Annotated in this window: 22 protein-coding genes; all 22 read right to left on the bottom strand. The window is 61.0% G+C overall.

Annotated features, from left to right (window positions below; translation table 11 throughout):
- Nucleotides 1–20: 20 nt before the first annotated feature.
- Nucleotides 21–275: a hypothetical protein gene (locus EJA70_RS11180; RefSeq protein ID WP_008077159.1), complete on the bottom strand. Its 255-nt coding sequence runs from the start codon at nucleotides 273–275 to the stop codon at nucleotides 21–23.
- Nucleotides 275–1,435 (bottom strand): hypothetical protein, encoded by a 1,161-nt coding sequence (locus EJA70_RS11175; RefSeq protein WP_158830777.1) that lies wholly within the window; start codon nucleotides 1,433–1,435, stop codon nucleotides 275–277. Before EJA70_RS11175 ends, EJA70_RS11180 begins: the two co-directional genes overlap by 1 nt.
- A gap of 18 nt (nucleotides 1,436–1,453) precedes the next feature.
- The gene (locus EJA70_RS11170) at nucleotides 1,454–1,900 is read right to left on the bottom strand and encodes a hypothetical protein (protein WP_158830776.1); all 447 of its coding nucleotides are present in this window, start codon (nucleotides 1,898–1,900) and stop codon (nucleotides 1,454–1,456) included.
- Nucleotides 1,901–2,797, bottom strand: coding sequence for a hypothetical protein (locus EJA70_RS11165; protein WP_008077156.1), 897 nt, complete (start codon nucleotides 2,795–2,797; stop codon nucleotides 1,901–1,903).
- 40 nt (nucleotides 2,798–2,837) lie between these two features.
- Entirely contained in the window at nucleotides 2,838–3,305 is a 468-nt protein-coding gene (locus EJA70_RS11160) for a phage tail assembly chaperone (RefSeq protein WP_158830775.1), read from the bottom strand.
- The gene (locus EJA70_RS11155) at nucleotides 3,305–4,228 is read right to left on the bottom strand and encodes a hypothetical protein (protein WP_158830774.1); all 924 of its coding nucleotides are present in this window, start codon (nucleotides 4,226–4,228) and stop codon (nucleotides 3,305–3,307) included. The genes EJA70_RS11160 and EJA70_RS11155 overlap by 1 nt, the downstream gene beginning before the upstream one ends.
- An 82-nt stretch (nucleotides 4,229–4,310) precedes the next feature.
- Nucleotides 4,311–4,895: a tail fiber assembly protein gene (locus tag EJA70_RS11150; RefSeq protein WP_158830773.1), complete on the bottom strand. Its 585-nt coding sequence runs from the start codon at nucleotides 4,893–4,895 to the stop codon at nucleotides 4,311–4,313.
- A 42-nt stretch (nucleotides 4,896–4,937) separates the two neighbouring features.
- Complete coding sequence (locus tag EJA70_RS11145) at nucleotides 4,938–5,975, bottom strand: phage tail protein (protein ID WP_158830772.1); 1,038 nt, start codon at nucleotides 5,973–5,975, stop codon at nucleotides 4,938–4,940.
- A 136-nt stretch (nucleotides 5,976–6,111) separates the two neighbouring features.
- A complete protein-coding gene (locus EJA70_RS11140) occupies nucleotides 6,112–6,627 on the bottom strand; it encodes a phage tail protein (RefSeq protein WP_158830771.1) in 516 nt (171 codons plus the stop codon).
- Nucleotides 6,624–7,775, bottom strand: coding sequence for a phage tail protein (locus tag EJA70_RS11135; protein ID WP_158830770.1), 1,152 nt, complete (start codon nucleotides 7,773–7,775; stop codon nucleotides 6,624–6,626). The genes EJA70_RS11140 and EJA70_RS11135 overlap by 4 nt, the downstream gene beginning before the upstream one ends.
- Nucleotides 7,776–7,788: 13 nt before the next feature.
- Nucleotides 7,789–8,388 carry a YmfQ family protein gene (locus EJA70_RS11130; RefSeq protein WP_158830769.1) on the bottom strand — a complete coding sequence of 200 codons (600 nt, stop codon included), beginning with the start codon at nucleotides 8,386–8,388 and terminating at the stop codon, nucleotides 7,789–7,791.
- A complete protein-coding gene (locus tag EJA70_RS11125; RefSeq protein ID WP_158830768.1) occupies nucleotides 8,376–9,419 on the bottom strand; it encodes a baseplate J/gp47 family protein in 1,044 nt (347 codons plus the stop codon). The genes EJA70_RS11130 and EJA70_RS11125 overlap by 13 nt, the downstream gene beginning before the upstream one ends.
- Entirely contained in the window at nucleotides 9,409–9,807 is a 399-nt protein-coding gene (locus tag EJA70_RS11120) for a phage GP46 family protein (protein WP_008077144.1), read from the bottom strand. The genes EJA70_RS11125 and EJA70_RS11120 overlap by 11 nt, the downstream gene beginning before the upstream one ends.
- Complete coding sequence (locus EJA70_RS11115) at nucleotides 9,807–10,316, bottom strand: phage baseplate assembly protein V (RefSeq protein WP_158830767.1); 510 nt, start codon at nucleotides 10,314–10,316, stop codon at nucleotides 9,807–9,809. The genes EJA70_RS11120 and EJA70_RS11115 overlap by 1 nt, the downstream gene beginning before the upstream one ends.
- Nucleotides 10,317–10,430: 114 nt before the next feature.
- Entirely contained in the window at nucleotides 10,431–11,477 is a 1,047-nt protein-coding gene (locus tag EJA70_RS11110) for a phage baseplate assembly protein (protein WP_158830766.1), read from the bottom strand.
- A gap of 3 nt (nucleotides 11,478–11,480) precedes the next feature.
- Nucleotides 11,481–12,716 carry a DNA circularization protein gene (locus EJA70_RS11105; protein ID WP_158830765.1) on the bottom strand — a complete coding sequence of 412 codons (1,236 nt, stop codon included), beginning with the start codon at nucleotides 12,714–12,716 and terminating at the stop codon, nucleotides 11,481–11,483.
- On the bottom strand, nucleotides 12,703–14,478 hold the full coding sequence (locus tag EJA70_RS11100; RefSeq protein ID WP_158830764.1) for a phage tail protein: 1,776 nt from the start codon (nucleotides 14,476–14,478) through the stop codon (nucleotides 12,703–12,705). The genes EJA70_RS11105 and EJA70_RS11100 overlap by 14 nt, the downstream gene beginning before the upstream one ends.
- 130 nt (nucleotides 14,479–14,608) lie before the next feature.
- A complete protein-coding gene (locus EJA70_RS11095) occupies nucleotides 14,609–14,905 on the bottom strand; it encodes a phage tail assembly protein (RefSeq protein WP_007908778.1) in 297 nt (98 codons plus the stop codon).
- Entirely contained in the window at nucleotides 14,902–15,249 is a 348-nt protein-coding gene (locus tag EJA70_RS11090; protein ID WP_007908779.1) for a phage tail tube protein, read from the bottom strand. The genes EJA70_RS11095 and EJA70_RS11090 overlap by 4 nt, the downstream gene beginning before the upstream one ends.
- A gap of 67 nt (nucleotides 15,250–15,316) precedes the next feature.
- Nucleotides 15,317–16,813, bottom strand: coding sequence for a phage tail sheath subtilisin-like domain-containing protein (locus EJA70_RS11085; RefSeq protein WP_158830763.1), 1,497 nt, complete (start codon nucleotides 16,811–16,813; stop codon nucleotides 15,317–15,319).
- A complete protein-coding gene (locus EJA70_RS11080) occupies nucleotides 16,813–16,995 on the bottom strand; it encodes a DUF2635 domain-containing protein (RefSeq protein WP_008077130.1) in 183 nt (60 codons plus the stop codon). Before EJA70_RS11080 ends, EJA70_RS11085 begins: the two co-directional genes overlap by 1 nt.
- Nucleotides 16,992–17,576 (bottom strand): hypothetical protein, encoded by a 585-nt coding sequence (locus EJA70_RS11075; RefSeq protein ID WP_158830762.1) that lies wholly within the window; start codon nucleotides 17,574–17,576, stop codon nucleotides 16,992–16,994. The genes EJA70_RS11080 and EJA70_RS11075 overlap by 4 nt, the downstream gene beginning before the upstream one ends.
- Between the last annotated feature and the right edge of the window lie 111 nt (nucleotides 17,577–17,687).

The raw sequence follows: 17,687 nt of genomic DNA, 5'->3' as shown, positions 1-17,687 counted from the left end.
TGGATAGTCCCTCGATTGAATCACGATTGACGGCCAATGCCTGTCAGCCACTTTTTTGCCAGAGTTTTCAGGGGGCTGTCCGGCGCGGGTTCTTCGGGTGCTGCGAACACCCAACCGAGGTTGCCGAAGTTGGCGTTCCAGTCGATTTGCGGTGCCGGGGTGACTTCAGTGATATCGACCCACAGCAGATCCGGGTGAAACATCTTGGCCATGTTGCCGTCGGTGGAGAGCAGCTCGACCACGGTGTTGTTGGCGATGCGTGCGTAGGTTTTCATCAGGCGTACTCGTAGATGATTACAGCACCCGGTGCTCCTGAAGCGCGGGGCCTGCCTGGCTGATTGGTTGCGTTAGCAATCCCGCCCGCGCCTGAGCCATAACCGGAACCAGGGGCGGCCACACTCAATGCGACGCTGCTCGCATACCCACCACTGCCAAGAGGTGAGTTTGCGCCGTGCCCGGCAAGGGTTGATCCGGTAAGGCACATCCCTGGGCTGCCGGCTGCTCCTGCCGAATTGACAATATTGCCGCCCATTGAGATTTGGCTGGGAAAACCACCCACATACAAGCCGAACCCAGGAAGCGTGAGTGGAGTACTCCAGGGAGAACCGCCACCGCCAGTGGCCGAAACCAATGAACCCAGCGAACTTGTTCCGCCACTTCCGCCGCCAGTGCCGACAACGCCCGCAGCGCCCCCCGCCCCAACTGTGACGATTTGGCTCAGCCCGATCGCGCCAGATGATAACCAGGCTTGTGCGTAGCTACCGGAGGCACCACCTCCTGCGAGGGAAACCTGAGAAGAATTCGTCGCACCGATTCCCGAGCTGCCACCACCTCCGCCGACGACGGTGACCAATACGTTCTTCATTCCCACTGCCGGTACATAGTTGCCGGACGCCGTAAACGTCCTGACACCCAATAGTCGACCACTGGCAGCATTGCCACCACTCGCATACACCAACACCCAACTGTCCAGAGCCGCGCTGTACACCACCGAACACACGCTACCGCCGACAATCTCGGCAGGGCGCAATGTACTTGCTGCAAGACTGACGAGCGGCTTGGGCATCAACCCGTTCGGTGCAAACGTACTCGCCCCGGTATTGGCATTGCCGGCGGTAAAACGCAGCGCCAAGCCGTCCTTCAATGCGGTGACGGCAGGCACATAATTGGCCATATAGAGATTGGCCGCGCCGATGTCGGCGGCATGTTTGTCTTCACCGGCCTGGCTGAGTTTTTTCAGCGCTTGCAACAACTGGTTCGCCTCGGCTTCGTTCGGTTCAAGGCCGGCCGACTTGACGACATTCAACAACTCATCGGTAACGCTATTGCCCCAGGTCGCCGGGATCAACGACCCGGGCAATCCCGCAATGACGTCTTCATTGACGAACTTTCCATTCACCAGCCCTATGCCGGGAACGCTTTTTGGATAATCCATTTCAATCTCTCAAAAGATTCAGGGCGCAGCCGCCAACCAGTTCGGTGCCAACGGCCGATGCTCACTGAACGGAAAAAAAGAACCCTGCGGCCAGTCGCGCAATTGGCGGCGATACGTCTGCAATTGGGCATATTGCTCGGTGGTCAGCGTCGTGCCGCCGCCGTCTTCCAGTTCATCGCGATCGCGCGCGACCAACCCGTCGGTGGCGGCCAGTTGCGCGGTGCGCCAACGGCGCTCGGCGTCGGCTGCTTCATCGGCCGAAGGAGGCGCAGGATCGACCAGAATCGGATAGCCGTTATCCGCACGCACGCCGATCACCTTTGCCGTAACGGCCAATTGCTGCAGCAGCGAGATCCAGTAAGTCTGAGGAATCTCGATGACGTCATCGGGAATGTCAGTGGAGTTGATACCCGCTACATAAACGCCCCGGGTGCTGGCGCTGAACAAAACGTTGTACGGATTCATTCAATAGCCCTTTGCGAAATAATTGATGCCCCAACCCGCAGCAATGCTGCCGCCGAAATCACGAACCTTGAGCTTGCAGCCTTGTTGCTTTCCAGAACCCGCAATCAGGATGACCATTGCGCCGTCACCGCCAGCATGAGTAGCCACCAGCGAAGAAAAGGCTGTCGGAAAGGAGATTGGAAAAATCACGTCGACTTCGCCCTTCGCATCCGTTGTGCCCACGCCCCATTGCTCAATGTTGCCGCTGGCAAAGCGTTGATAGCCGACGTTGCCATAGACACCCGAATGCGCCGTTGCATAACGATCGCTGATCGACCCTGCGTACAGCCGCCATTGGCTCGCCAGTTTGATCAGGCATGCGGAGTCGCCGAGACCGAGCTTCAGCGCCCCGAACGTACCGTTGCAGGTTTCAATTTGTTCGTTAGCGGCAGGGTTGATGGTCAGAACACCGTTGCCCGCATTGATCACGTGTAGCGTGCTGGCATGGGCGATGCCATTGATGGAAGGCAACGTTGCGGTGATCGGCGTTGCGCTGGCGAAACTTGCCACCCCGCCCACGTTGGCCACGGTCAGGACAGTGCTCGCAGGGTAGGACACGAACCCGGAAAACTGCAGGCCCGCGCGGGCGACGAACTCGGTGGTGGCGACCGCTTTGCCTTGATTGAACTGCGGTGCCGTGACGAACAGATTGTTGCTACGCAGCGCACTGAGCAGTTGATTATTGGCGGCCTCCGACGGTGTCAGCCCCGCGCTCTGGATGACCGTCAACAACTCCTGCGTAACACCATTACCCCAACTGGCCGGAATCAACGAGCCCGGCTTGCCCGTCAGTAAATCTTCATCGACAAACTTGCCATCTACCAATCCGGCGCTAGGAACACTCTTTGGATAATCCATGATTCAACTCCTTGTCTGAAAATGCCTGAAACCGCGGACGTCAACCCGCATTGGCGACCCACCATTGCGGTGCTGTCGGCCGAGAAACCACTGCAGGGAAACCGCTGGCCTCAGGCCAGTCACGCAGCGCCTGGCGGTATTCCAGCAACTCCAGATACTGCGCGGCCTTGAGCGTCGTTCCACGCCCCAATGCCTGCTCATCGCGATGACGCGTCACACACCATTCGGTCGCTGAAAGAGACGCTTCGCGCCACGTACGCTCTGGCGCCACAGACGCTTGTTCCAAGACAACGGCCGCCGGCGCGACAGCGGCAAGCGGCACGACGGGCAGCTGCTCGATAGCTGGTGTGAGCGCGCTCATCGGTGCGCCGATGTCGACCGCCATGTCGTCTGGCACGCGGACCATCGACTCGACAAACGACGGTGCAAACAGCTCGCTGATTGCGTAATCACCGGTGTCGATCCGTTCGACGATCACGCCGTTTTCGATCCGTGCATAAACGGCCATTACTCGTACTCCCAGATTTCGCAAAAGGCGTTGCCACCAGCGCCGCTGACGACTGAAGCAGAAGGGTTGACCGAGCACGCGCCACTGCCACCCGAACCACGGATGCCTGCGTTGCCCACTGTGTTTGATCCGGTGAACGGGCCGCCGCCATCGAACGCACTGGCCGCACCGCAACCGGAGAGCAGGCCCCAATTGGCATTACTCATGCCAAATCCGCCGGTGATGCCCCGGGCACTGCAGAGATTGCCGCCAGTCACCGCACCGCCCACGCCGCCCTGAATGAATCCGGATGAGGTGCCAGTGACGACGATCGCCAGTTTCTGACCGCCACCGCCCCCCGAAACACTCATGTAAGAACCGAAGGATGCGCCGCCACCCGACAGACCTGTGGTGTTACTCACTGCGCCACCTGCGCCCAGGGAAACCGGTACGCCGGCGAACATTTGTGGCGTCACCTCATACAGGCTTTCGGCGTAGGCGCCCGAGCCACCTCCACCGCCAAGGATTTGATTATTGGCCGGCACCGGTGCGCACCCACCACCGGAACCACCCGCGCCAACCAGGCGCACACGAATGCGTTTGGTTTTCGGGTTGGGCATGTAAACGGTGATCCCGACTGTTTCAATCTGCCTGACAGCCAGCAGCCGCCCCACTGCATCGGTGATGCCATAACCACTGAGCGTGGTCGGGGTGTTTTTCAGCTTGGTGAAGTCGACCAATGCGCCAATGGCCGTGGCCAACTGATCGGTTCTGGCTTCATCAGGGGTCAATCCGGCGGCCTTGATCGCGTTGAGAATTTCTTGCGTGACGCTGTTGCCCCAGGCAGCAGGAATCAACGACCCCGGCGTTCCGGCCACTGGGTTTTCATCGATAAATCCGCCGTTGACCAGGCCAACGCCGGGGATGGTTTTTGGATAGTCCACGTCAGAACCTTTTCAGTGTTACAGGCAGCCGAATGCCGGCAGCACAGGGCCGCCTGTAGTTTTTCAGTAAGTGAGTCGAAGGTTAAACGGTGGGTGAAATCACGAATTTGGCCGGTGCGGTGGGCCACTCGATGACCGACGGATAACCCGCTTGCAGCTCGATACGCGCCAGGTTCAGGGCATGGCGTTTCCAGGCTTGCAGCGAGGCCAACTGCTCGCTGGTGGCCTCGCCCACGTCATAAGCGTATTGCAGCGGCGCGACGCGAATGATCACTTCACGCAGGCGGTTATCGCGTTCGACATCGGCCTGCGCGGCCAGGCCTGCACGTTCGGCTTCGACGTCCAGTACCCAGTCATCATCCTTCCAGAAGTAATAGCTGTTTGGCCGTACCTTGGCCGTCAGGTAATCAGGCACAGGACCCAGTTCGGTCCAGTAGACATAGCTGCCGTTGTCCTTGCGATAGAAGAAGCGGTTGCGCAGATCGATCAACTGCGAGGCCTGTGCATTGCGCCAAACCCAGACATAACCCACCTCGGGATCCGGCAGTAGCTCCGTCAGTACAATCACATTACCGGGTATTTGAACACCGAGGCCCGGCGTCACTGGCAAGTCGATCGGGCCGGTGATGATCTGATTGGTTTCGTCTACGACGTAGTAGTAATCCATTGTTCACTTCCTTTTGCTGATGAAAGAAGCCCGAAGTGGGCCTCAGATAAGTTTTATCCGGCCTGGATAGGCCATGTTGCGCGGACGCGTTTCAACACCGCCGGTGCTTTCGGTAAATCCGAGACTGATATTGGCTTGGTTGAATAATGCATCCGGTGCTGCGTTCTGGGCCGCCACCAAAGGCACACCCAGCATGTCGCTTTTAAGTTCATGGCGATGGGAGCGGAACATGTCGACCTGCCAACTGCCGACCGAGCGCCCTACGTCGATTCCTCGGCCCTCGTCGCTCAACCGGATGAACTCACCCCGGCTTTCCGGCCCGCGAAAGGTCAAGGTGCCGTCTCCGCTCGTCCAGCCGCCTTCGGCCCCGCCTCTTGCGGCCTCGGTGGTCAGTCCGCCGGACTGCTGCGCGTGATCCCACAACCACGGCCAGTCGCTGCGACTGAATACCGCCCCGTTAAGCGGCCCATATCCGCCGGGGTTGAGCTGCGTCGTGGTCTCGAACACAGTCCGGCCCAATGGCGTGCTGTCGAACCGTCCAAGCGGCCACCAATTGCCTGCGCCATCGCTGCGCAGATGCCACCAGTCCCCCGAGCCCATCAGCACGAAAAACGGGTAGCCGGCAGTGGCCAGGTGCGTGTGGAATCTGATTTTGTCGGTGCCGGAGGCGCGGACCACCAACCGGGTAGACGCGTTGTCGACCCGGCGCACGATGACGTCGCGAGTACCCAGTGCAGCGTCGGCGGCCGGCAGACTGATGGTCGTCACGCCACTGCTGGCATTGACCAACACAAGTCCGAGTTCACTGGCCGTCAGCCCCTTGGAGGTCGATACATTGATCACTGAGGAGCCCATCGGACTGGCCAGAGCCAACAGCGCCTGCAAGGCCTTGAGCAGTTGGCGATTGTCGCCTTCGGTGGGCACCAGTCCGGCGCTGGAAACCACACTGAGTATTTCCTCTGTGACGGCATTGCCCCAGACCGCCGGAATCAATGAGCCGGGCGTGCCCGCCACAGGGTTTTCATCAACGAAACGGCCATCGACCAGGCCGACGCTGGGGACGCTTTTTGGATAATCCATAGAGTGTTCGTTCCTCTGAAATGACAAATGAGCCATGACGCAGCGGTCGCTGCCGAGCGCCGGCTACGATGTTTTTTCTGAAAATAAAAAGCCCACGGTGAAGTGGGCTTGGGGGAACAGGTTCGCAGCGTTGCTACTAGCTGAGTTGATTGCCGAGCAGCTCGCGAATCGCCACCAGTGCTTCGTCGCTGGTACTGCGTGCCAGCGCCATCTTGCCCTTGGCCGCCTGCGCGCGAATCTGCGCCTTGGCCTTCAGGCGCAACGTACGCAGCGTCAGCAAATGGTCGGTCAATTGATCGGCCTTACTCAGAATCTGCTCAGCAGCCTGTTTGGCCGTACGACCTTTGACCACCCAGGCAGCGACCGACAACGGCACTTCCTTTTTCGGGTAACCGGCGTCTTGATAAGCCTGCGCGTCAGCGGCTGCCTGGGCGTATTCCATGGCTTTGAGCGGATCGCCCGCCAGCACCGTGCGGACGCTGTCCGCGACGCCGTCGATTTTGTCGCAGAGGCGTTCGGCGTCTTGCAGCTCCAGTTCGGCCACTCTGCCAACATTGAGCTGCCAGGCTTCACCATCCCAGTCATGGGCCGGGGAAGGTTGTGCAGCGCGCAAGCCGTCCTCGAACTGATGCAGTTCTTGAATGATGATCATCGGATCAACTCCCAGGAAAGATTGATATTCACCGCCGCTGCAAAGTTGATCGCAATACCGTTGGCGTAGTCGCTCGGGAGAATGTTTTTGATGCCCATGCTGAACAGCAATTCGTCACTTGTGCCGTTATCGGCACCCAAGGCGTGTTCAGCTTGATAGGTCTGCCACAGGGAACGCAACATGCTGTGGTCGAAGCTTGCGGTCAATGTCGAAACGGTTGTGTCATTCACCTCGTTGTTGGTGATAATCCGCACCGTCTCACCCGCAATGGCCCAGCCATCCCAGTTGCTCGACGCGGCAGCCTTCGGGTTGAGAAAACAGTAGTTGGCGCCCAGCCAACCGGGTGTAGCAAAATTCATAGCGGTGACTTGCGTCGGATGCGGCGTCGCATTGCCCACAACCAGACGCGCGGCACGGGCATGCGGGTCCAGTGGCAGGTACACCACGCCATTGCCGCTGATTGTTTGCGTCCACGACAAGCGGCTACGGTTATACATCGGCCGGACAATCGGTACTGAGCCGGGGCCGGCTGTCACCACCCACGCCAGACAGAGATCCAAAGGCGTCGACTGAAAACCACCGCCCGCCGCACCATTGATCGTGCCCTTCAATCCCTCGGGCGTGGCGTCATAGATGATGCCGCGCTGCGTGTAGAAGGTCAGCACACCGGCGACCACTTGCGCTCGCAGAAAGTAACCGGAGTTGGGCAACAGATCGCCGCTGCTCCAGGCTTGCGTAGTAAAGGTGCGCGGGCGCCCCAACTGGCCCGCCAACACTTCCTGGCCGAGGCTGACCAGCACACCCGGCAGAATTGATAAGCGCCCGCCACTGGTGGCAAACGCCGTCGGCGTGATCGGCAATCGCCCGTCTGCCGTAGCCACGGTAGCGGTTGGCAACGAGCCGATCGGCAACGCCGAATCCAGATTCCAGCCCTTGGCCGAAACGCTCTGAATCGCCTGCAACAACTGATCGTACTTCTTCTCGTCCGGGGTCAACCCAGCCGCATTGATCACGTTGAGAATCTCCAACGTCACCCCGTTACCCCATTCCGCCGGAATCAGCGATCCCGGGGTTCCGGTCATCGGGTTTTCATCAACAAATTTCCCATTCACCAAGCCGGCGCTGGGCACACTGTTCGGATAATCCATCGTTCATCCCTCCCTAGTCATAATTGATGTGCACCTTGGTATGCGCCGGTGCGCTGCGGTGGATCAGGCATTCCAGCGCCGAGCCCGGGTTGACGCCGAAACGCTCGCCCCAATAACTCGCACCGAAACGCCGCCCGAGCAGCAGGCGCCCGCCGGTGTTGAGCGTCCACATGAATTGCGCTTCCCACGTGCCCCAATGTGCCGAGCCGAAACGTGAACGGCCCATGCGCGGTGCTTCGAGTTCGCTGATGGTGGCGTTGGGATAGCCCTGACTTTTGGCGATTTCAAGGTAATAGCCGACGGCCTGGCTGCCGACCGCGAGCAAGCGCCGGCGTACGGCCAGGCGACGATCGTCGTACAGCGGGGTGGCGCCCAGGCACGGGTCGGGCAGGTTCATCACCCGTTCCCAGTCGGGCACCAGTTCACTGACGCCGGCCGGGTCCATCTCGTTGAGCAGGTCGGCGGCGCGGGCGTCGAGGCGCGCCAGTTCGACGGCGACGCCTTGCAGCACTTCTTCCAGCTCCGGCACACGCTCCGGGTCCCAGGCCGGGCCACTCGGCAGCAAGGCGCGCAGTTGCGCCTGATATTGCGCGGCAGTTCTTATGCCCCCCATACGCAACCTCCGAAGGTGAGCAGTTCGCTGTCGTTGGCCGAAACGTTGGCAATCGGGGCGCTCAGCACATGGTCGGTTTCACCCGCCGCGCTGCTGATGGCTTCGCGGATGTGGCTGATCAACAGATCCTCGCCGAGGTCAGCCTCGCGGTTGTGCAAGTCGCGCAATTGGGTTTCGACGGCCGCGCGCACGGCGCTGGTGTCGGGGGTCAGCTTCAGGCGATAAACCACCGGCACCTGAATCGGCGGACGCACGTGTACTTCTGCCGTGACCGGGCGCAACGGCTCGATGTAGGCCTGCACCTCGGCCAGTTGCTCGTCGTTCGGCACTGGTTGCGGGTCATCGTCACGCATGATGTACACGCCGACAGTGCCCGGCCCGAGAAAGCCGCCACGGCACCAGGCCCGCGTCACGCCCGGCACTTCCAGTGCCCAGGTTTCGTAGTCGCTGGCCGAGCCACCGTGAGGAATGACCCGGTACGAACGGATCACTCGCGAGCGCAACGACTCCAGGCTTTCGCGCGCCACACCCCCGTTGAGCCCCGGCGCCAGCAGGACAAAACTGCTGCTGACGATGCCGGTGATCGGCTGCACGGGGGTCAGCACCAGACCGGCGTCGGCATTGCCGAGGCTGCCGGCATCCAGCGCGGCGATGGTGGTGGTGTTGCTGCCATTGGTCGTGGTGCGCGCGGCGGTGACTTTGTAGGTGCGGCCGTCATTGGTTTGCAGCAGCGTATCGGCGTCGAGCACTGCGCCGGCAGTGGCGGTAAAACTGACGCTGCCGGTGGCGACTTGCGCGGGTTTGCGCGGTTGGTTCAAACGCAGCGCGGCGATGCGTTCCAGGGTCGATTCATCGGCTTTGTCGGGAAGGATCTGCTCGGCAATCCAGTCGAGATAACCGTACAGACCATAAGCCGCGCCGCCGAGGGTACGGGCCAAGACTTGCGCATCGGACTGGCGCAGCGAGTCGCCGGCCAGGTCGCTTTGGGTGCGCTTGATCAGCACCGGCAGCGAAGGGGTTTCAAACGGCATAGATCACCTGCCAACTGTTATCGGGGTTGATGTCCAGACGTTCGCCGTCAGCCAGGGTCAGGACCGTGCGCAGGTTCAGGCGCTGGGCGTCGAGGCGTTCGCTGAGGATGTCGATGGCGCTGCAATGACCGTCGTCGATCAGCCATTGCAAGGCTTCGCGGGCATAGAACTCGGCGTCCATCTGGGTCTGTCGGGTCAGCTTGACCCGGCGTAGCAGCCACAGCCGCGAGCCGATGCGATCGTCGGCGACGGTGGGAAACGTGTCGCCCCACCAGCCGAAGCGCTCTTCGTCGTCGAGGGCGTCGTCATCGGCGGCACGGCGCCAGGTGAACAGGCTGATGAGCACGGCGCGGGTCAGCGCAGCGTGGAGGTTCGGGCTGATCAACATTACTTGCCTCCTGCCGGCGCGCCGGTCTGGCCGCTGCCGGCCTGGACGCCGACGTGCACGTGTTTGATCTGGCTGATGCCAGCGGCCAACTGATCGCCGGTGGAGACGATTTTTCCGGTCTGATTGATCACCGGCGTGTCGAAGTTCACCGCGCTGCTGGCGCGGATGTTCAGCGTGGCGGTTTCGATGTCGATGATCCGCCCACGCTTGAAATGAATCTTGTCGCCCTCGTCGGTGTAGATCGCCACTTCACCGGCGGCCAGCGATTGCAGGCGATAGCGGCGGTCGGCGATGACCAGGGCGATGGCGTGGGAACGGTCGCCGCCGATGAACGTGACGACCCCTTCGGCACCGGCCAGCGGATGGCTGGTGAAACCGTAGGGTTCGAAGTGTTCGAGGTCGTCATTGACCTCGCCGGCGGTGAGGCGCATTTGCAGCGATTGCAGCTTGGATGCCGAATTGGCGAGCACGACAGTGCCGCGCGCCAGCAGGCGTGTCAGTAGGCTCATGCTTAATTCCTGTATGAAACGGGCCGACGTCAAAAGATCGCAGCCTTCGGCAGCTCCTACATAGGATCGGCGTACACCGGTAGGAGCTGCCGAAGGCTGCGATCTTTTCAGGGCTTATGAGGTTTTTTTCGGAGGGCTGGGATTGGCATCGAAGGTATGCGGCGGCGCTACTTGCAGCGTGGTCACCGAACCCTGTGCCGACAGCGAATACGTCACTTTTGAAATCAGCATGTCGCCATCAAACCCCAGCACCGGATCTTTCACCCGCACCAGCGTGTTGTGGCGCCACAGATCGCCGTTGGCCTGACGCCAGCCCTGCACCTGATAGGTGGTGGTCTGCGCCCGGCCCATGCGGGTGGCGCTTTCCCATTGGGCACGCTGCTGCGCCAACTCAAAGGTCAGTTGCGTGCCTTCGTTGATCACCGTGGTGCGCCGACGTTTGAAGGTCAGGTCGGCGGCCGTCGATTCAACTTCGCTGACCGCCGCCCCGCTCTTCTTGTCCGAACCCTTTTGCTGGCCGATCACCCGGTACTCGGAAAACACCTGGCTCTGATCCATCGGCGCATTGGCCGACAGAATATTCTTGCCCAGCTCCAGCGCATCGCTCGCGCGCCCGCCGCTGCCAGGCTTGGCCAGCACCAGTCGGCCCTGCTCGTCATCGGTAGAAAACACCCGCAACAGCGAGAGCAGACGATCGATCGACTGAAACACGGTTTCACCCGGCACGATCGTGTGTTTGGTCAGCCGTGCAGTCTCGGGAATCTCATTGACCACCATCAGGCCGTACTCCATCGCCAGCGCCTGAACGATGCTCAGCAGCGGTTGCTCCTGCCATTGATTCGGCTGGTTTCTGGCGGCGCAATCGACCAGATCCTGAGTCTTGGAGCTGCCCTCCAGGGTCAGGCTGATCTGCCGGCCGTCATAGCGGATCGGCGCCTTGAACACGTAACCGGTGAGCAGCAGATCCTTGCCGATCCTCACTTCACAGGGATCGCCGGGGCTGATCCGCTGATCGACGGTCTGCCCCGGCCATTGCCAGGTGATGTCGAGTTTGAAGGTGCGAAACTGGCGCTCCAGGTCAGCGGTGATTTCCACGCTTTTCCAGCCGCCGTATTCCATGTTGTTGACCGTCAGCGTGACGCGGTTATCCATCTCGCTCATGGCTCACTCCCCGGACACTTTGACTTCGTTGGGCGAGAACCCCGGATGGGTAATCCCGTTGCGCTGAGTGATTTCATCGACCCGCGTGGCATCGCCAAATTGCTTGTAGGCAACGACCAGTGCCGGAAAGCTTTCCTGAAACGCCTTGCTGACCTGGCGCACGCCGGACGAAGCCACCGCTTTGAGGTGAGCCACCAGAGCCTCTTTCACATCGTTGATCGCCTGAAAGTGCGCCGGACCGGCCTTCGCCAACATCGGATCGATGGCCGCCGACACCGCCGCGCGCAGCGCTTTCATATCGTCACTGACCGGTACTTCCTGGCGGCTCACCGGCGTTGTCGCCTGTTGCCCCACCGAGGGTATCGATTGCAGCTTCACCGGGGTTGTCGCCACCGGCATCGATGCCACCCATTGCGCGACCTTGACCAGCATCGTGTCTTGCACCAGATCGGCCATGGCTTGCGCCGCCGCGTTGGTGTCCTTGCCGGTGGTGATCTTCGGTGCATCGGCCTTGCGGATCGCTTCGAGTTGTTGCGACACGTCGGCAATCACGCCACGGTAGCCCTCCTTCGCGAACGCCTTGAGTTCCTTGATATCACCGAGCAAACCCTTGAACTCCGCAGCCACTTCCTTGGGCAATTCCTTGACGGCCTTGACCAGTTCAGTGATCTGCCTGTACTGCTCGATCAGCGGTTTGAGCTGCTCTTTGATCACCTCAAAAACCCCGGTCAGGCTGTTGCGCAGATTGGCGATGCCGATCCGCGCAGCCTTGATCAGCGTCATCGCCTGTTCGAAGCGCGCCACCGCCGAACCCAGCAAGGAGTCGGCCTTGACCAACAAGACTTTCTGCGTGCTGACGGTAGCGGTCGGGAACGGCAATGGTTGGTCGGGATAGAACTTCAGCGCAAAAGTCACCAGCCCGCCGTCCTGGCGGGTGTGGGTCATGTCGCACTCGCCGACCTTGACTTGCAGCCGTCCCAGCCACGGATGCACCAGCTCACCGCTGCCCGCTTCCAACGCCTTGAGCAGCTTGTCGCGCTGCTCCAGGCAATCAGGGCCGATGATGAACGCCGTGATGTCGTGGGTCTTGGCCTGCTGGCCGAGGTCCTCGAAATACGGCAGGTCACGCTGCGGATATTCGTGCAGCTGACCTTTGCGACCGACCGGGGTTTTCGCCTGATCGATCCAGAAGCCGACACCGCGAAAGGATGCCGGCAACAAACGGTCACGCCAGTTCATTGGAACCTCCTGCCGACAGCGAGCGATAGCCGATGCGCGACGACAGCGCCAGGCCCGGTTGATTGGTTTGCGGTTGATCAGTGCGCAGCCCCGCCGGAGCATTTTCGAAGCGCACCGTGAGGCCGCCCTCGAGTTGCGTACGGTTGTTGGCGGCGCTTTGCTGGATCAGGGCACCGGAACTCTGTGGCAACGATCCACCCTGTAGCGTGCCGTTGCTCGATGCCTGAGGGTTCGCGCCGAAGAACGCTGGTGCCAGTTCGCCTTTGCCTTCGGCATTGGTCTGGCGTTGTGCCTCGGTGAAGGTTTCCACCTTGCCGGTGACCTTGGCGATCAGTCCGGCAAAACCACCGTCGAACAGCTCTTTGATCGGCGCGATGACGGTTTGCAGCTTTTGCCACAACTCGCCGAACCATTCGGTGATCGGCCCCCAGTTCTTGATGATCTGCCCCAACGGTGTCCATTCGAACATGTTGTGCAGAAACTCCAACACCGGCGCAGCCAGCGCTTGCACCACGCCCCACAGTGCCGAAAACACTTCGCTGATCGGTTGCCAGTACATGGCGATCTGTTCCAGCGGCGACCATTCGAACAAGCTCTGGAAGAAGCTTTTGATCTGCTGCGCCGACGTTTGCAACGCGGTCCAGATCGGTTCGAAGAACGTGACGATGCTGCCCCAGTTATTGACGATCATCCCCAGCGGGGAGAAGTCGAACAACGTGCCGAAAAAATCCTTGATCGCTTGTGCCGCCGGTTGCAGCGCCGTCCAGATCGAGCCGAAGAACCCGGTGATCGCCCCCCAGTTGTTGATGATCATGCCCAACGGCGTCCAGTCGAACAGGCCTTTGAGGAACGCCATCACCGGCACACTCAAGGCCTTGAGCAATTCCCAGATCGCCGAAAACAGCCCCGTCAGCGGCGCCCAGTTGTCCAGGATCATGCCGGCGGGTGTCCAGGAGAACACCGACTTGAAGAAGTCGATCACCGGCGCGGTGACGGCTTTGACCTTGTCCCAGATCCCGGAGAAGAATCCCGCGATCGGTGACCACCATGCCGCCAGTGCATCCAGCGGTCGCCAATCGAGGATCGAGCGCAACGTCGCCATCGCACTCGCTCCGAGGTTTTTCACGCCCTCCCACAGGCCCTTGAAGAACGCGCTGATCGGCGTCCAGTTGGCATAAATCAAACCGGCCGCCACCGCGATGCCCATGGCGATCAGCATGATCGGATTGGTCTTGAGCACCATGCTCATGACGTCCATCACCTGGGTCATACCGGTGACGGCGGTTTGCATGGCGGAGAAGGCAATCGCCCCCGCCGCCAGACCTTCGACCAGTTTCGGGTTGTCGGCGAGCAGGCTGCCGACCTGCGTCAGCATCGGTTCCAGCCCGACCACCAACGCCCCTACCGCCGGCACCAGCGCGGCGTCGACGGCCGCCGAAACCTTCTCCATCGAGGCACTGAACACGTTCATGTTCTGTGCAGCGACTTTCGGCGTGGCGGGCAGGTCGACGGTTTTTGCCGTGTCGCTGACTTCGGTCAATTTGCCCTGAAACGCCGCCGCCGATTTGATCCCGTCCACGAACGGCGTGATCACGCTGCCGCCCTTGAACAGACCGCTGATGTCCAGTTTGCCGAGGCCGGCCTGTTCGAGATTTTTCTTGAAACTCTCGACCTTGGCCTGAAGGGCGCCGAGCTTGGGCGACAGTTCGTCGATGCCGGTGATCAGCACCGGCGTTTTCACTTTGGTTTCTTCGTCTGCCATCACTGCACCTGCTGCATCGCGTTGATCCGTTGCGCGTGCTCCAGCGATTCGCGGAGCACATCCAGTGGCCTGGCCATCATCTGTTCGGGGTCAACCTTCCAGAACCAGGCCAGGTCATAGGCGACGGCGATCAGGTCGGTGATGGCGCCGACGCCGCACTCATGAAAAAACTCGCAACGGCCCAGCTCAGCGCATTGAGGTCAGCCAGATCCAACTGGTTGACCGACGACGGCGGAATGCCGGCGCACACGGCGATGTATTTGGCCGCCACGTCCATGTCGAGGCTGACTTCTTCGCTCTTGTCGATCTTGTACGGCAGCGCCTTGATCGCTCGCACTTCCTGCACCGTCGGACGGCGCAGGACGAGTTCGGTCAGGGGCTCGCCGTGAGCTTCGATCGCAACCTGAAGCTTCACGGCGCCGCTCATTGCCAGGTCCCCTTGATGCCTTCGAATTTCAGTTCGATGGTGGCGTCATCGCCTTTGGAGACTGGCTCTTCGACCAGATACGCACCGGCCAGCACGTAGACTTTGCCGTTGCTGAATTCGCAGGTGACGGTAATGTCGGTGCCTTCGATCAGCTTCTTCAGCGGGAAGTCGGCGGTGTGCAGCGCGGTCACTTTGAACGACGGCGCGATGTCGGTTTCCTTGTAGAAGCCGGGGACGACGGTTTCGCGTTTAACGGCCATCAGTGGGGCTTCGCAGCCGCCATTGATAGTCAGTTGTGCGCCGTCGACCTTGACGTAGCAGGTGCCTGCAATCAGTTGACCCATGGTGTTACTCCCTTGAATAAAAAAGCCCACGCGAGGTGGGCTGAATGCTTGTCGTCAAACGCGCTGATCAAGCCGCGTCGTCGTACTGCAGACGGAATTGGTTGAGAAGTGCGAACACGCGCAGACCGTTGATGTAATCCGGCGGGAACAGCACGTTCACGCGGCTCGGGTCCTGCACGTCGCGCTCGACGATCAGGTGCTCGGCGAACAGCTCGGCGTTCTCGACATGGCCTTCCAGTTCGAGCTTGGCGTACTGCGCAATCAGCTCGCCGCGAATGGTGCTCGGGGTGACGATCGGCTGACCGGCGCCGAAACGGGTGCCGTCGGAGGCCAGTTTGTGCCGGCCGTATTTGCTGGTGATCACGCTTTGCAGACGACGGACGATGAACGCCGACTGGTGCATGGTTTCGCTGTCCAGATAGGAGTTGTCGGCCTGGCCGTAAGCGTTTTTCTGGTAAGTAGTAATCGAGCGCTGGATGCGCACGTAGCCGCCTTCGTAGTAAGCGGTGGCGATGCCGTAGTTGAGCAGCGACTGACGCTCGGTCAGGGTGAAGCGTTCGCTGGCCGGTGCCGGATCAACACCCGGCAGGCTGCCGCTTTGCGTCGGACGGCTGGCGTCGGCGGAGATGAACACGGCGGTGCGTGCAGCCAGTGCGGCAGCTTGTACCCAGAACGGTTGCGGAACGCCCGGCTCCAGCGCCTGAATGGTCATGTGCTGGTCGTTGCGTGCCTGGCCGGCAGCAACCAGAGTGCCGACGGTGCCGCGCTTGGCGCTGTAGACGTGACCGAACAATTGCTTGGCCCACGACCAGCGACCGGTGCTGTCATCCATGACGGCTTGCCAGGTATTGAGCGTCGACAGATCGGACCATGGCAACGCGATGAATTCGAATGGCTCATCACCCAGTGCGGCGATCGCTTCAACCTGATCCGGCACACCGGCGCCGCCGGTCATGGCGGTGATGGCGCTGGTCAGGCCGGCCGGGGTTTCTTCGCCGTTGCTCTTGCCCAGGCGATTGAATTGCAGGCTGATGTCGTTGCCGCTGTCGCCCGTCCATTTGGCGTTCAGGGTGACTACGCCTTCGGCAACGGCAGCGCTCACCGGCAGGTCGGCCGTGGCGTTGATTTTCTGCGCCAGCGCCGTGGCGGCCTGAGCAGCGGTTGCGCCGTTGACCACGGTAGCCTGCACCCGCACGCCGCCGACGTAGAGATTGAGTAGACCGGCCTGGGTCGCGGTGCCGGTGAGGGTCAACACACCTTTGGCGATGGCGCCTTCGGTGTTGTGCAGCGGCAGGCACCAGATCTCGCCGATCGGGTCAGCCTTGCGGAAGGTCTCGTACATCGAAGCAAGCATCGAGCCTTGGCCGCCGATGCTTTTAGCCAGTGCAACGCTGGAGACCAGCACCAGTTTGCCGACCTCGGTCGGGGCAATGTTGTCGTTGACCTGAGCGACGATCAAGCGACGCAGGGTCGAGCTCGCGCTATTGGCAGCCGAATTGTCCATTTCGGCATAGAACAGCGGTACACGAATGTCCGCGGGGATGTTGCTGAATCCGATCGCCATTATTTGGCTCCCTGTGGTTTAGCCGCTTTTGCGGTTTTGATTGTGATATCGCCGTCGGCCAGACGCCGGCGCCACCAGGCGCTGTCCAGCACTTCACGGCCTTCGAGCGGCAGCAGATCGCCGGCCTCCGGGTCAGGTACGACACGGCCGGCGGCCGGCAGTACGGTGATGCGATTGCTCATGGGGTTACGTCTCCAGAGAAAGTCAGTTCCACGCGCCCATCGGGGCCCGGGCGTTGCAGGTTGGGGTCGGCGGGGTCGATCGCATCGACCCGCACGGTGGCCCCGGTAAAGGACGACAAACCGTCCAGTTCGCGTTCGTGCCAACTCTCCGCAGGCTGACTCGGCAGATTGCGGCCGAGCTGGAACTCGGCAAAAAAGCGCAGCCGATAGAACACGCGGCTGCTGTTGATCGAGACCAGTTCACCGCCGTCATAGGCGATGGCGCTGTAGTCTTTGTCCGGCTTGAACCCCACCAACGCGCGCCACAGTTCAGCGCGCAGGTCGTGCAACAGATCCAGCGCTTTTGTAGCCTCGCTGGCGTCAAGCACGAGGACGACTTCGAAGCGCTCGCGAATCGGTTGCGCGGTGAGGTTTTGTGCAGTGCTGGTGCTGGCCAGATCCGCCAGCGGCAGAACATGCGCCGAAGGCATTGGCAGATCGGGATTGCCTTGCAGCAACGCCAGATCGACGCCCACCGAAATGTGATTGGCAAGCCCAGGGCATTGCCCACGCAGTTGCGTGAGGATCGGGGTGATCTTCATGGGGATGTTCCAGAGTTGAATGAAAAGCGGTCTGCAGAACACTGCAAAACCTGTGGGAGCTGGCTCGCCAGCGATGACGGTGGATCAACCGGCATCTCTTTTGAATGGGCT

It is taken from the genome of Pseudomonas sp. PB103, assembly GCF_009764635.1.
Lineage (GTDB): Bacteria > Pseudomonadota > Gammaproteobacteria > Pseudomonadales > Pseudomonadaceae > Aquipseudomonas.
The sequence above is the reverse complement of the archived record's forward strand: the minus strand, read 5'-3'. Positions and strand labels throughout refer to the sequence as shown.

What these genes read in the sequence shown, in the direction of transcription:
- EJA70_RS11180 (WP_008077159.1), bottom strand. Translation starts at nt 275, where the DNA reads ATGAAAACCTACGCACGCATCGCCAACAACACCGTGGTCGAGCTGCTC.
- EJA70_RS11175 (WP_158830777.1), bottom strand. Translation starts at nt 1,435, where the DNA reads ATGGATTATCCAAAAAGCGTTCCCGGCATAGGGCTGGTGAATGGAAAG.
- EJA70_RS11170 (WP_158830776.1), bottom strand. Translation starts at nt 1,900, where the DNA reads ATGAATCCGTACAACGTTTTGTTCAGCGCCAGCACCCGGGGCGTTTAT.
- EJA70_RS11165 (WP_008077156.1), bottom strand. Translation starts at nt 2,797, where the DNA reads ATGGATTATCCAAAGAGTGTTCCTAGCGCCGGATTGGTAGATGGCAAG.
- EJA70_RS11160 (WP_158830775.1), bottom strand. Translation starts at nt 3,305, where the DNA reads ATGGCCGTTTATGCACGGATCGAAAACGGCGTGATCGTCGAACGGATC.
- EJA70_RS11150 (WP_158830773.1), bottom strand. Translation starts at nt 4,895, where the DNA reads ATGGATTACTACTACGTCGTAGACGAAACCAATCAGATCATCACCGGC.
- EJA70_RS11145 (WP_158830772.1), bottom strand. Translation starts at nt 5,975, where the DNA reads ATGGATTATCCAAAAAGCGTCCCCAGCGTCGGCCTGGTCGATGGCCGT.
- EJA70_RS11140 (WP_158830771.1), bottom strand. Translation starts at nt 6,627, where the DNA reads ATGATCATCATTCAAGAACTGCATCAGTTCGAGGACGGCTTGCGCGCT.
- EJA70_RS11135 (WP_158830770.1), bottom strand. Translation starts at nt 7,775, where the DNA reads ATGGATTATCCGAACAGTGTGCCCAGCGCCGGCTTGGTGAATGGGAAA.
- EJA70_RS11130 (WP_158830769.1), bottom strand. Translation starts at nt 8,388, where the DNA reads ATGGGGGGCATAAGAACTGCCGCGCAATATCAGGCGCAACTGCGCGCC.
- EJA70_RS11125 (WP_158830768.1), bottom strand. Translation starts at nt 9,419, where the DNA reads ATGCCGTTTGAAACCCCTTCGCTGCCGGTGCTGATCAAGCGCACCCAA.
- EJA70_RS11120 (WP_008077144.1), bottom strand. Translation starts at nt 9,807, where the DNA reads ATGTTGATCAGCCCGAACCTCCACGCTGCGCTGACCCGCGCCGTGCTC.
- EJA70_RS11115 (WP_158830767.1), bottom strand. Translation starts at nt 10,316, where the DNA reads ATGAGCCTACTGACACGCCTGCTGGCGCGCGGCACTGTCGTGCTCGCC.
- EJA70_RS11110 (WP_158830766.1), bottom strand. Translation starts at nt 11,477, where the DNA reads ATGAGCGAGATGGATAACCGCGTCACGCTGACGGTCAACAACATGGAA.
- EJA70_RS11105 (WP_158830765.1), bottom strand. Translation starts at nt 12,716, where the DNA reads ATGAACTGGCGTGACCGTTTGTTGCCGGCATCCTTTCGCGGTGTCGGC.
- EJA70_RS11100 (WP_158830764.1), bottom strand. Translation starts at nt 14,478, where the DNA reads ATGGCAGACGAAGAAACCAAAGTGAAAACGCCGGTGCTGATCACCGGC.
- EJA70_RS11095 (WP_007908778.1), bottom strand. Translation starts at nt 14,905, where the DNA reads ATGAGCGGCGCCGTGAAGCTTCAGGTTGCGATCGAAGCTCACGGCGAG.
- EJA70_RS11090 (WP_007908779.1), bottom strand. Translation starts at nt 15,249, where the DNA reads ATGGGTCAACTGATTGCAGGCACCTGCTACGTCAAGGTCGACGGCGCA.
- EJA70_RS11085 (WP_158830763.1), bottom strand. Translation starts at nt 16,813, where the DNA reads ATGGCGATCGGATTCAGCAACATCCCCGCGGACATTCGTGTACCGCTG.
- EJA70_RS11080 (WP_008077130.1), bottom strand. Translation starts at nt 16,995, where the DNA reads ATGAGCAATCGCATCACCGTACTGCCGGCCGCCGGCCGTGTCGTACCT.
- EJA70_RS11075 (WP_158830762.1), bottom strand. Translation starts at nt 17,576, where the DNA reads ATGAAGATCACCCCGATCCTCACGCAACTGCGTGGGCAATGCCCTGGG.